Origin of the sequence: Devosia epidermidihirudinis, from assembly GCF_000971295.1 — a bacterium.
Classification (GTDB): Bacteria; Pseudomonadota; Alphaproteobacteria; order Rhizobiales; family Devosiaceae; genus Devosia; species Devosia epidermidihirudinis.
This window is the reverse complement of sequence record NZ_LANJ01000045.1, coordinates 25,643-37,662: the sequence shown is the minus strand read 5'-3', so window position 1 is coordinate 37,662 and position 12,020 is coordinate 25,643. Positions and strand designations below refer to the sequence as shown.

At 61.9% G+C, this 12,020-nt stretch carries 11 protein-coding genes; 5 read left to right on the top strand and 6 right to left on the bottom strand.

What is annotated here, in order from left to right:
* Positions 1-206: 206 nt before the first annotated feature.
* From flgH to flgF, 4 genes are read right to left on the bottom strand one after another with little or no spacing between them, the layout of a single operon-like run.
* Positions 207-944 (bottom strand): flagellar basal body L-ring protein FlgH, encoded by a 738-nt coding sequence (gene flgH / locus WH87_RS15690; RefSeq protein WP_046140598.1) that lies wholly within the window; start codon positions 942-944, stop codon positions 207-209.
* Between the two features lie 19 nt (positions 945-963).
* The gene (gene flgA / locus WH87_RS15685; protein ID WP_046140599.1) at positions 964-1,908 is read right to left on the bottom strand and encodes a flagellar basal body P-ring formation chaperone FlgA; all 945 of its coding nucleotides are present in this window, start codon (positions 1,906-1,908) and stop codon (positions 964-966) included.
* 14 nt (positions 1,909-1,922) lie between these two features.
* Positions 1,923-2,708, bottom strand: coding sequence for a flagellar basal-body rod protein FlgG (gene flgG, locus WH87_RS15680; RefSeq protein ID WP_046140600.1), 786 nt, complete (start codon positions 2,706-2,708; stop codon positions 1,923-1,925).
* A gap of 15 nt (positions 2,709-2,723) precedes the next feature.
* Positions 2,724-3,461, bottom strand: coding sequence for a flagellar basal-body rod protein FlgF (gene flgF / locus WH87_RS15675; protein WP_046140669.1), 738 nt, complete (start codon positions 3,459-3,461; stop codon positions 2,724-2,726).
* 288 nt (positions 3,462-3,749) lie between these two features.
* On the opposite strand from flgF, the gene WH87_RS15670 reads away from it, so the two are divergent.
* From WH87_RS15670 to WH87_RS15650, 5 genes are all read left to right on the top strand, one after another.
* On the top strand, positions 3,750-4,250 hold the full coding sequence (locus tag WH87_RS15670) for a flagellar basal body-associated FliL family protein (protein ID WP_046140601.1): 501 nt from the start codon (positions 3,750-3,752) through the stop codon (positions 4,248-4,250).
* Positions 4,250-5,422, top strand: a complete 1,173-nt coding sequence (gene fliM / locus WH87_RS15665) for a flagellar motor switch protein FliM (protein WP_046140602.1) — start codon at positions 4,250-4,252, stop codon at positions 5,420-5,422. Before WH87_RS15670 ends, fliM begins: the two co-directional genes overlap by 1 nt.
* Positions 5,419-5,853, top strand: coding sequence for a DUF6468 domain-containing protein (locus WH87_RS15660; RefSeq protein ID WP_052726642.1), 435 nt, complete (start codon positions 5,419-5,421; stop codon positions 5,851-5,853). Before fliM ends, WH87_RS15660 begins: the two co-directional genes overlap by 4 nt.
* A complete protein-coding gene (locus tag WH87_RS19120) occupies positions 5,850-6,890 on the top strand; it encodes a MotE family protein (RefSeq protein WP_052726643.1) in 1,041 nt (346 codons plus the stop codon). Before WH87_RS15660 ends, WH87_RS19120 begins: the two co-directional genes overlap by 4 nt.
* A 158-nt stretch (positions 6,891-7,048) precedes the next feature.
* Complete coding sequence (locus WH87_RS15650) at positions 7,049-10,393, top strand: tetratricopeptide repeat protein (protein WP_046140603.1); 3,345 nt, start codon at positions 7,049-7,051, stop codon at positions 10,391-10,393.
* Between the two features lie 29 nt (positions 10,394-10,422).
* On the opposite strand, the gene fliP is transcribed toward WH87_RS15650, so the two are convergent.
* Positions 10,423-11,130: a flagellar type III secretion system pore protein FliP gene (fliP, locus tag WH87_RS15645; RefSeq protein WP_046140604.1), complete on the bottom strand. Its 708-nt coding sequence runs from the start codon at positions 11,128-11,130 to the stop codon at positions 10,423-10,425.
* 52 nt (positions 11,131-11,182) lie between these two features.
* Positions 11,183-11,884, bottom strand: a complete 702-nt coding sequence (locus WH87_RS15640) for a flagellar biosynthetic protein FliO (protein ID WP_052726644.1) — start codon at positions 11,882-11,884, stop codon at positions 11,183-11,185.
* Positions 11,885-12,020 lie beyond the last annotated feature (136 nt).

The following is a 12,020-nucleotide window of genomic DNA, read 5'->3' as shown; positions in this document are numbered from 1 at the left end:
GGGGGAGGAATCTGGCTGGTGCATGGGGATAGCAAACACTTGATCTGTTCCTCCCCCCTTTTAGGGGGAGGTAAGGAGGGAGTATTCTTTGCCACCACAAAAGGGGAGAGGCGCAGCCGGGGGACTGCGCCTCTTGAGGGGCTCTATTCTGGAGCCGGCCGGCCCGCACCAATCGGGGGAATGTGCGGAACCGGGAACTGGGAGCCTTAGAAAGGCAGGATCGCGTCCATCACCTGCTGGCCGTAGCGCGGCTGCTGCACATCGGTGATCTGGCCACGGCCGCCGTAGGCGATGCGGGCTTCAGCGATCTTGGAGGAGCGGATGGTGTTGTTGGCCTGAATGTCGGATGGGCGGACGATGCCGGCGACGATGAGATCGCGGACTTCGAAGTTCACGCGCACTTCCTGGCGGCCCTCGATGACCAGATTGCCATTGGGCAGAACCTGGGTGACGACGGCGGCAACCGAAGTGGCAAGGCTTTCCGAGCGGTTGACCGAGCCATTGCCCTTGTTGTTGATGCCGGAGGTGAAGTCGACGGCGGCCGATGGATTGATGGTGCCGCCCGAAGCGTCCTTGATGGCGTTGCCGAGGATGCCGCCCATGCCGGCCGAATTGCTGGAGGCGCGGGTGGCCTGGGTCGTGTTGGCAATCTTGGCGCTGTCATCGATGGTGACGATGACCGTGAGGATGTCGCCGATGCGGTGGGCGCGCTCATCCTTGAAGAAGCCTTTGGCCGAGGTGCGGTAAAGCGAATTGGCCTGATAGGTATCGGCAATCGCTTCGGGCATAGGCATGTGGATCGGCTGGTAGCCGGCCATGGTGGTTGGGTCCTGAATGGCCGAAAGCGGTGGGGCATTGCCCACATTGGCCAGGCGGTCGGTGGTGTTGCAACCTGCCAGCACGGCGGTGAGCGTCAGGAGTGTGGTGAGCTTGAAGAGGTTCATTGGTCGGTTCTCCTGAGTCTCAGAGGCCAGCGAGGGCCAGCGGGTCATTGCTGACTTCCACGGCGCCTGCGGTGAGAGCGGTAGCGCTGATGACGCGCTTGGACATGAGGTTGAGCACCTGCACCGGACCGCCGGTGGCGGCGCTGGTAATGGCCTGGCCGCGCACGGTCAGGGTCATTGGGCCCTTGCGGAAATAGATGGTGACGAGATCGTTCTTGGCGATGGCCATGGGAACGGAGATGTCGGCTGGCTTGAGCATCATGCCATCGCGGCTGGCGCGGGTCAGCGCCTTGCCGACGACGTCTTCCATGCGGGAGATGCCTGTGCTTTCAGCAAAGCGAAGAGATACCGGACGCATCTCGATATTGGCCGGGGAGAGGATGGCACCAGCGGGGAGGTTGGTGGTGAGATGGGGAGCGGTGATCATCAGCTCGATATTGCCGTTGACGTCGATGGGGCGTTCGACGCCGGCCACGACGAAGCGGGCCACGAAAGCGCCTGTGCCGGGGAGATAGCGCAGGCTGGAGACGGTGACGGGGTTGGCCACGGCCTCGGCATTGATCGGGGTGAAGGCGGACGAGAACATGGTGTCCGCCGACATGCCTTCAGTGATGATGCCGCGGCTGATCAGGTCGCGGGTGATGACATTGGCCAGATAGGCCTCGTCGATCACGGTTGCCGCGCGGGTGACGCGGACGCTTTCCAGACCATCGGTGGCGAAGGCGTCGAGACCGACACGGGCGGTTGCGGCGCGAACCGCAGCCAGGGGAACCAAGCCGCTGGTGCCGGGGAGAGGCGCGCGGAACAGGGGGGATTCAGCGGAAAGACCCGCATCATCAAACATGTCGCCGACGGTCACGACGGGGGAGTTGACCAGAATGTCGGCCTTGAGAACAGGGGTGGCGAAGGCGGTGCCCGCAAAGAGCACAGTGGCTACGGCGGCGATAACGGAACGCGTGATCATCAAAACGGACTCCCTTAGCGCAGCTGGCTGGTGGCCTGCATCATCTGGTCAGCGCCCGAGATGACGCGAGCGTTCATCTCGTAGGCGCGCTGGGCAGCGATCAGGTCAGCGATTTCGGTGACGGAATTGACGTTCGACATTTCGAGGTAGTTCTGCAGCAGATTGCCGGTGCCATCGCTATTGGGAACGCTGACCTGGGCAGGGCCGCTGGCCGGAGTTTCCACGAACAGGTTGTCACCCAGCGACTCCAGACCCGACTTGTTGACGAAGCGGGCGAGCTGGAGCTGGCCGAGCTGGGTCGGGATGCTGTCATTGTCGAGATAGGCCGACACGGTGCCATCGGGCGAGATCGCGATGCCGTTGGCATTGCCTGGAACGGTGATGCCTGGATCGATCTGGTAGCCGGTGGAGGTCACGATATTGCCGTTGCCGTCGCGATCGAACGAGCCATCGCGGGTGTAGGCGGTGCGGCCGTCGGGCATCTGGACCATGAAGAAGCCTTCGCCGCGAATGGCGACGTCGAGCTCGCGGTCCGTCATGTTGGCACTGCCCTGGCTCATCACGCGCGGGGTAGCGACGGTGCGCACGCCCGAACCGATTTCCAGACCTGCCGGGATCATCGTGCCCTGGTCGGAGGTTGGGGCGCCCGCGCGGGTGATCTGCTGGTAGAGCAGGTCTTCGAACTCTGCGCGCTGGCGCTTGTAGCCAGTGGTGCGCATGTTCGCGATGTTGTTGGAGATGACTTCGACGTTGCGTTCCTGCGCGCTCATGCCGGTGGATGCGATGTAGAGGGCTTTCATGGCATTTACTCCGGATTACGCGTTGGTGTCGCCGAGGCGCTGGATGGCGGAACGCCGCAATTCATCCTGACGCTGGGTCATTGAGGCCATTGATTCATAGGCGCGGCTGACGCGGATCATCTCGGCCATCTCCGAAACGCCAGAGACGTTGGAGCGCTCGAGAAAACCCTGCATGACGCGGGTATTGGTGGCAGCGACGGGCGTGCCGCCGGAAAACAGGTTCTTGCCTTCGCGGGCAAGGGCCTGCGGATTAGCGAACTCGACAACGCGCAGCTTGCCTTTGGCGCCTGCGCTGGAGCTGACCGTGCCGTCCGCAGCGATCTGAATGCCGGTTTCTTCGGGGCCGAACTGGATGGGGCCGCCTTCGCCGAGAACAGGATTGCCATTGAGGTCGACCAGATTGCCGGCGCCATTGATCTGGAAAGCGCCCGAGCGGGTCCAGCGCTCGCCGCCTGGTGTCTGCACGGCAAAGAAGCCGCCGCCATTGAGCGCAACGTCGAGGTCATTGCCGGTCTGCTCTACAGCGCCAGCGCCCAGGTCGTGAATGGTGGCCCAGTCCTGCACATAGGAGAGAGGCTGGTCCATGGTGGGGAAGGTGCGGTCGCGGGCGACCGGCATGATGTATTCTTCGAACAGCAGCTGCTCGCCCTTGAAACCGGTCGTGTTGATGTTGGCCATGTTGTTGGCCACGACATCCATCTGACGCTGCAGCGCCATCTGGCGGCTGAGGCTGATAAGTTGAGCATTCTCGATCATTGCTGATCCCCGGTGTTCTCTTTCCCCGAAACCGCCTGCTTCCCCAAGCTGATGGCCTCGCCGTTAACATTGCAGAAACCATGCCAAGTCTGAAAGTTTAATAAAATCAGATGCTTGGGCGTTTCGGTGCGTTAATGGAGCAGGTGCGTTGATGTCTTGCTGGGTAAAGGCTGCCCGGCAATTTCTGCCGCTTTAGGTGTGTTGGTAACTATTCGTTAACCATCCGGCGCTTAGCTGGGTACATCGCCGGAATCGTCCGGATTCCCATATGTTTGGCAGGTTCGCATGGCCGCGGAAGCAGAAGTCGAAGGCAGCGCCGCACCCGCCAAAAAGGGTATTCCCAAGCTGTTCATCATTATTGGCGCCGCAGCGATCGTCGTGCTGCTGGCCGGCGGTGGGCTGTTCTTCTTTCTTTCGTCCAACACTTCAAAGGCCGAACACGGCGTCACCGATGAGGCTGGCGCCCCTGTGGCCGGCGCGAGCACGTTTATTTTCAACCTGCCGACCATGCTGGTGAACCTGAACAATGGCGGGGAGGGCGAGTCCTTCATGAAGCTGACAGTGGCCCTGGAAGTGGCCAATGAAAGCGTGATGACGGAAATCCAGCCGCGCATGGCCAAGGTGGTCGATGCGTTCCAGGTCTATCTGCGCGAGCTGCGCAAGTCCGACCTCGAAGGCTCTGCCGGCGTCTATCGCCTCAAGGAAGAGCTGCTGCGCCGCGTCAATGTCGCCATCTATCCCAGCCGCATTGAATCCATCCTCTTCAAGGAAATCCTGGTGCAGTAATGGCGGGCCCAAGCGATCAGGACAAACTGTCGGAGGAGTGGGGGATCGACGATCTTGCCTCCGCCGCTTCCAACACTGAGATGACCGAAGAGCAGCTTGCTGCTGCGGCGACTGCCGAGTGGGCAGCCATGCTCGAGGGCGGCATGGGTGATGCCGATGGTGGCGGCGACCGCGTGCTCAATCAGGACGAAATTGACAGTCTGCTGGGCTTTGATGCCAGCGTTGGCAGTAATGTCGAGCTGACGGGCGTTCAGGCGCTGATCAACTCGGCGCTGGTGAGCTACGAGCGCCTGCCCATGCTGGAAATCGTCTTTGATCGCCTGGTGCGATTGACGACGACGTCCCTGCGCAATTTTACCTCAGACAATGTGGAAGTGACGCTCGACTCCATTTCGTCGGTGCGTTTTGGTGACTATCTCAATTCCATCCCGCTCCCGGCTATTCTCTCGGTCATCAAGGCTGAGGAATGGGAGAATTACGGGCTGCTGACGGTCGACTCCAGCCTGATCTATTCGATGATCGACGTATTGCTGGGTGGGCGTCGCACTGCTGGCAATATCCGTGTCGAGGGGCGGCCCTATACGACTATTGAGCTGGCGCTGGCGCGTCGCATGATCGAGGTTATTCTCGAGGATACCCACCGCGCGTTTGAGCCGGTAACACAGGTCAATTTCAAGCTGGAGCGCATGGAGACCAATCCGCGCTTCGCTGCCATTTCCCGGCCCGGAAATGCTGCCATCCTGATTGAGCTGCGCATCGAGATGGATGATCGCGGTGGCAAGATCGAAATTCTGCTGCCCTACGCCACCATCGAGCCCATCCGCGAACAGCTGTTGCAGATGTTCATGGGTGAAAAATTTGGCCGCGACCCGATCTGGGAAGGCCATCTGGCGACTGAAATCTATTCGGCTGATGTGGAGATCGAGGCAGTGCTGCATGAGCAGGACCTGCCACTGTCGCGTCTGTTGAAGCTCAAGGCCGGCGATACGGTGATGTTCGAGCGCACGCCAACCGACCCGGTGCGGTTGCGATGCGGCGAAGTCGAACTCACCGAGGCCATCATGGGCCACATCGGCAATCACGTATCGGTGCGGGTTACCCGCCCCCTCAATGCTCCAAAGGTCACCATGGCGGCCTTTGAAGCAATCGACGAAAATCTGGAAGGACGATGATGTTCGGTTTGCCCCTGGGCCTTTTTGTAGAAAGCGCGGTCGCTATTCTGCTGGCGCTGACCATCGGATATTGCGTTGTGCTCAACGAGCGCCTGAAGCGGCTACATGCCGATAAGGACATGATGCGTCAGATGGTGGCTGATCTTGTCGGAGCAACCAATCTGGCCAATCAGGCGATCAAGGAACTCAAGCAGACGGCTATCGAAGCCGACCTGTCGCTGAATTCGCGCCTTGAAGAAGCTGAGCGCTTCGGCATCGAGCTGGCCAACCACGTCACGGCCGGTACTGCCGTCATGGAGCGCATCGCCAAGATCACCAGCGTGGCGCGCAATAGCCAGACCATGGCCCAGCCTGTCGAGGAGACCACCAAGGTGCAGTCTGCACTGCAGCAATTGTCTGAGCGTGTTCGCACTCGGGGAGCCGCTGCGTGAAAAACGTCCGCCTGCTCCCTGTTGTCGTGATGGCGGTTGCAGCCCTTTTGGTTCTCAAGACCATTGGGCTGATGACCAACGGCGCCTATGTGCTGACCGGAACGACAACGGCGCAGGCCGCTGGCGCGACACCCGCTGCTGGCAAGGAAGAGGGCGGCGAAGCCGGCATGACGCTCACGCTGCCGGGTGAGCCGACCATCGCCGACACAAGTCCGACATTGAGCGACACCACGCCAACTGTTGCCGGTACGCCCCCCCCGGCCGCAGTTGCACCGGCCGCTGCCGAGCACGGCGCCGCGCCCGTTGTCGAAGCTGCGTCGGCAGAGCATGGGGCGCCTGCCGAACCTGCCCCTGCGGAATTGCCGTTGATCCCCGTACGGGAAACGACCTGTATCGACGTCACCACCACGCTGAGCGATGCGCCTCTGGTGATCGATGCTGCGTCCGGCGGGGAGGGTGCTGCGGCATCCGCGCCACGTCCGGCATCGCCGGCTGGGGACTGTCTGCCATCGGGTGACGCGGTCCCCATGCAGCTGGACGCCAGCGGGCACACGGTTCCGCTGGTGAGTGCGGACGGCTCCACCATGACCGAGCAGCAATTGCTGGAGCGTCTGGCCGCGCGTCGCACCGAGCTGGAAACCTTCGAGCAGAATCTCGCCCTTCGTGCCTCCATCGTCGACGCTGCTGAAAAGCGTATCGAGGAGCGTGCCGCAACGCTGCAGGCATTGGAGGCTCAAATTGCCTCGCTGGTGGACCAGCGCCAGGAGATGGAATCTGGCCAGTTCGCCGGGATCGTCACCATGTACGAGAACATGAAGCCCAAGGACGCGGCGAACATTTTCAACAATCTCGACATGAATGTGCTGCTGCGGGTCGCCAAGACCATGAGCCCGCGCAAGATGTCGCCCATTCTCGCGGTGATGGATGCACAGCGTGCGCAGGAGCTGACGGTGAAGATGGCCGCCCTGGCAGATCGTCCGGCGACGGAAATGACCGTGGATGATCTGGCGGCGCTGCCGCAGATCGTGGGGCAATAGGTCTCTGCAATTGCCATTGAACCCCACAGTTCGGGGTAAGGCCACGTTAAGCCCAAACCGCTAGGGTTGCGCATGAAAATGTAACCCTGGCGTTTCGCGTCGGCCCAGAAATCGGCCACTTCCGCAAATGCCAGAATGCGTCGGGCGGGCAGAAGCCGGTGAAGACTGCGATTATGGTTGGCTGGCACAGGGGCAAACGTGCCCTGGCAGCGGGCATTGCCTTGGCGATGCTCGGTTTTGTCATGCCTGTAGCGGCGCTGGAGCAAGGTCAGCTCTTTGTCACCCAGGAAGAGGGCTATGCCCGACTGATCCTGAGTTTCCCCGGCAAGGACGCCTTGCCCAAATACACCATGCGGATCGAGAACGGCATTCTGTCGCTGGTTTTCGAGGAGCAGGTGTCGGTTGCGTTGCCTGACGTCGGCACGATCCTGCCTGACTACTTCTCCGTCGCGCGCATCGATCCCGACAATCGCGGCATTCGGCTTGCCCTGCGCACGCCGCTCAATTTCAACCGCATCGAGGCGGGCGAAAAGCTGTTCATCGACCTCATGCCGCCGAGCTGGAGCGGCATGCCGCCTGCTTTGCCGCAGGAAATTATCGACGAGCTGGCCGAACGTGCCCGCATGGCCGCGATCCGCGCCGAGCGCGAGCGCAAGGCTGCCGAGATGGCGTCGCTACAGCCGAAGGCCAGCATCCGGGTTGGCCGCAACCCCACATTCATGCGCGTGCAGTTCGATTGGACACAGCCGACCAAGGCGCAGTTCGTGCAGGAGGGCGAGACCGGTCGCATCATGTTCGAATGGCCGGTGGGCATCGATACGCGTGAGCTGGCAATGGACCTGCCACCCGAGATTGCCTCGATTGAGAGTGCCGTGACACCCGACGGCGCCAAGGTGACGCTGCAGCTGGCCAAGGGCGTAAAGCCGCGATTCTACGAGAACAATCCGCGCCAGTATGTTCTGGACGTCGATATTAAGGGTAGTGGGCTGCCTGCATTTGAGCTGGCAAACCTTGCCGATGGCGCTGCGCCGGCCGGCGTACAGTTGGCGGTGGGAGAGACACCCGAGCCGCGCGTTGACATGCTGAAGTCCCAGCCCGAAGCGAAAACCGTCACACCGTTTGTCAGTGTGCTCGGCTCTACGGTGCGTGTGGTGTTTCCGTTCGAGCAGGACACCCCGGCAGCGGTATTTCGCCGTGGCGATACGGTCTGGATGATCTTCGACACGGTTTCGGGCATTGCCGTGCCCAACCAGTCCGAGGCGCTCAACGCGCTGACCAGCGAGTTTGCGGTGGCGGCGGCTGGCGATACGCAGGTGGTGCGGGTCGAGCTCTCCAAAGACCGGCTAGCGACTTTGGGCTCGGAAGGTATGGCGTGGGTCCTGTCACTCGGCGACATCATGCTGGGACCAACCGAACCGATCGAGCTGTCGCGCCGTCGCGATGCTGCGGGTGACTTTGAGGTTGTTGCCGACGTGGCGCGACCGGCCCGCATCCATGACTTCCGCGATCCGATTGTTGGAGACATGCTCAAGGTCGTGACGGCCTATCCGCCTGCTCGCGGCGTGACGCGGACGCTGGACTATGTCGACTTCTCTGCCCTGCGCAGCGTTCATGGGCTGGTGCTCAAGCCACGTAGCGACGACCTCGACGTCGCCCTGGAAAACACGCTGGCGGTGGTGACGACGCCGGGCGGCCTGATCGTTTCTGCGCAGGACAGTCCGCGAGCGCTCAATGCGGCGCAGGCCGAAGCGACACGCGGGAGCTATGTCGATCTGGCGGCGCTGGAAACCAATGATCCGGGCATTTTCACCAAGCGGCGCGATGAAATGATGACGGCGGCGGCCGTGGCTGCCGATGGCGCGGACCTCGACCGGGCGCGACTGACCCTGGCGCAATACTACAACGCCAACCAGTTTGGCCTTGAGGCGCTTGGCACGCTGCGCGTGTTGCAGGCCGAGCTGACGGACAAGTCGCTGGAGCGCAAGGTGCGTATCAATATGGCCATTGCCAACACGATGGCGGGCCGGGCATCCGACGCGCTGGGCATTCTCAACCTGCCGACCATGACGCAGGATATCGACGGGCTGATCTGGCGCACCATCGCGCGCGCCGAAAGCTACGACTTTAAGGGCGCAAAGCTCGATGCCGTCGACGCGCTAGGGATCATCGACAGCTATCCTGACTGGGTGCGAAATCGCTTCTACTTCGCCGCAGTGCGTGCGGGCGTTGAGACTGACGATGCGAGCCTGGCCGAGCGCATGCTGTCCAAGATCGCGTTCAGCCGTCTCGATCCGGAGCAGGTCACGCTCTATCACCTGCTGTCGGGGCGGATCGATGAGGCGCGCGGGCGCAACGATGAAGCCATCGATATTTATGGGCAGGTGATCGCCGCTGATATTCGTCCAACGCGCGCCGAGGCTGTCTACCGCACCCTGCGCCTGCTGGATCAGGCTGGGCGTCTCGACCTCGACAAAGCTTCGCAGACGCTAGCAGTCGAGGCCATGCTGTGGCGCGGCAATCCGCTTGAGGCGGATATGCAGAAACTGGTCGCTGAGCTCTATTTCCGTAACGGTGCTTATCGGCAGGGCTTCGAGACTGTGCGGCAGGCTGTTTCGACTTATCCGGAAAGCCCGCCCATCAATGCGCTGCGCGATGAAGCGGCTGCGCAGTTCGGTGAATTGTTCCTCGATGGCGTGGCGGACTCGCTGGGGCCGATTGATGCGCTGAGCCTGTACTACGACTTCCGCGAGCTGACGCCGCCGGGTGGCCGTGGCGATGAAATGATCCGCAATCTGGCGCGCCGTCTGGTGCGGGTGGATCTCCTGCCGCAAGCTGCGGAGCTGCTGGAATACCAGATCAATAGTCGTTTGCGCGGAGTTGCCCGGACGCAGGTCGCGGCCGATCTGGCGGTGATCTACCTGGCTGACCGCAAGCCACAGGATGCGCTGCGGGTGCTCAATGCGACGCGTCTGCCAGACCTGCCGGAGACGCTCAACCGCCAGCGCCGCGTGTTGGAAGCGCGCGCGATGATCGATGGTGGTCGCGAACAGCTGGGCCTCGACATGTTGCGCGATCTCGATGGCCGCGATGTTGCCTTGATGCGGATCGATGCGAACTGGAAGGGCAGGCGCTACACCCAGGCCGGCGAAATGCTGGAAGGGCTCTACGCCAATGAAACTGGCGCGCTGAGCCAGCCCGCGCGGATGAACATCATCAAGGCAGCCGTCGGCTACGTCTTGGCCAATGACACGTTCGGGCTCTCCCGCTTGCGCGCCAAGTTTGCCGACCGGATGGTGACCTCGCCCGAGTGGCCGATGTTCGATCTCGTGACCGGGCAGATCGAAGTCACCAGCCGCGAGTTCAAGGCCGTGGCCAATCAGGTGTCGGGCGTGGACGGGATCAACGCGTTCCTCTCAGCCTACCGCGAGACCTATGGCAATAACGACGCTCTGGCACCCCTGGTGGCCAGCGAGGTCAAAAGCGGCGATGTGGCGAGTAGGTAACGCGGTGCGATATGGGCCCGAGGGCCACTCTATCCGCTGACGAAACTTCGGACGAGGGAGCCGGCGACGAGATACCAGCCGTCGACCAGCACGAAGAAGATCAGCTTGAACGGCAGCGAGATCACCACCGGGGGCAGCATCATCATGCCCATCGCCATCAGGACCGACGCCACCACCATGTCGATGACGACGAAGGGCAGGAACAGCAGGAAGCCGATTTCGAAGGCGCGACGCAGTTCGGAAATCATGAAGGCAGGCACCAGCAGGTGCATAGAGATTTCTTCGGGCTCTGCCGGAGGCTCTTCCTGGGTCAGGTCGTAGAACAGCTCCAAGTCCTTCTCACGCACATTGGCGCGCATGAATTCGTGGATTGGCGCGGAGCCAAGCTCGACGGCCTCGGTGATCTCGATCTCACCTGCCATCAGGGGCGCGATACCCAGATCATAGGTCTGCTGCAGGGTGGGCTGCATGATGAAAAAGGTGAGGAATAGCGCCAGCGACACCATCACCGAGTTGGGCGGCGCCGTCTGCAGGCCAATGGCCGTGCGGAGCAGGGATAGCACCACCACGATACGGGTGAAGCTGGTGACCATCACAAGGATGGACGGCGCGAGCGAAAGCAGCGTGATCAAGCCGATGAGCTGAACCGCTCGCTCGGTGAGGGTGCTTTCGTCGCCGAAATTGATGGAGAGATCCTGGCCAAAGGCCAGGCTCGGGGTCAGCGCCAGCAGCACCATTGCGGTGATCGTGGCATAGGGGGCAAGGCGACGAGTGCGCTTGGGCGCAGCGTCAGTTCCGGTTTGCCTCGTTGTTGCCGTCGACAAGATCGGTGCCTTCCACGTCCCGCTGAGCACCTTCTTCTTTAGCTGAGTCGGCAGGGGCGGGAGCCGACTTGCCACGTTTTCCCGCAATATCTGCTTTGCCGTCGCCCTCGACAGGGCGGAGCAGGCCAGTGTGGCGCAGTGAGAGGTGGGCGCGCTTGTCGGTGGGCTTGCCCATCTTGCGTAGCTGCTCGATGGCGCTGCCAGGGGCTGCTGGTGGTTCCACTACGGCTTCGGGTGGCACAACCGCTGGGGCCGCTGCCTTGGCAACGGGCGCTGCCGGTGCGGCAGGCGGGGTTGGTTGAACGGGAGGCTGGATTGGCTTGCGCGCAGCTACCATCGGGATGGGACGGCGCGTTTGCTGGGCGACCTGGGCTTCATCGACCGGAATGCCGGTTTCGATCACAACGTCATGTGGCCCGCCGGTGAGGATCAGGTGTTCGACATTGTCGCGGCGGATGATGATAAGCTGGCGCTTTGGGTCCAGCGAAAGCGTATCGACGACGTTGAGGCGACGATTGCGGCCGCGGGCGACGCGGCCAGATGCATTGAACAGCACCTTGAGCAGCCACACACCGAGCAGGATCAGCACAACGACAATGCCGAGTGCAAAAACTGCGGTCAGGGCGGAGTTGCCCGACCCACCGAATAGACTGGTAATGAACTGCATCTTCGCTCCAACTCAGATCGCCGCACGAAGGCGGCATATATTGCCTAGCAGTCTGCGTAAATGTGCAAAATGCGAAGGCGAAACCGGCGTAACGCGTGCCGGTTAACACTTGATTAACCATCGACCGGCAAGAATT

What these genes read in the sequence shown, in the direction of transcription:
- flgH (WP_046140598.1), bottom strand. Translation starts at nt 944, where the DNA reads ATGAACCTCTTCAAGCTCACCACACTCCTGACGCTCACCGCCGTGCTG.
- flgA (WP_046140599.1), bottom strand. Translation starts at nt 1,908, where the DNA reads ATGATCACGCGTTCCGTTATCGCCGCCGTAGCCACTGTGCTCTTTGCG.
- flgG (WP_046140600.1), bottom strand. Translation starts at nt 2,708, where the DNA reads ATGAAAGCCCTCTACATCGCATCCACCGGCATGAGCGCGCAGGAACGC.
- WH87_RS15670 (WP_046140601.1), top strand. Translation starts at nt 3,750, where the DNA reads ATGGCCGCGGAAGCAGAAGTCGAAGGCAGCGCCGCACCCGCCAAAAAG.
- fliM (WP_046140602.1), top strand. Translation starts at nt 4,250, where the DNA reads ATGGCGGGCCCAAGCGATCAGGACAAACTGTCGGAGGAGTGGGGGATC.
- WH87_RS15660 (WP_052726642.1), top strand. Translation starts at nt 5,419, where the DNA reads ATGATGTTCGGTTTGCCCCTGGGCCTTTTTGTAGAAAGCGCGGTCGCT.
- fliP (WP_046140604.1), bottom strand. Translation starts at nt 11,130, where the DNA reads ATGGTGCTGCTGGCGCTGACCCCGAGCCTGGCCTTTGGCCAGGATCTC.
- WH87_RS15640 (WP_052726644.1), bottom strand. Translation starts at nt 11,884, where the DNA reads ATGCAGTTCATTACCAGTCTATTCGGTGGGTCGGGCAACTCCGCCCTG.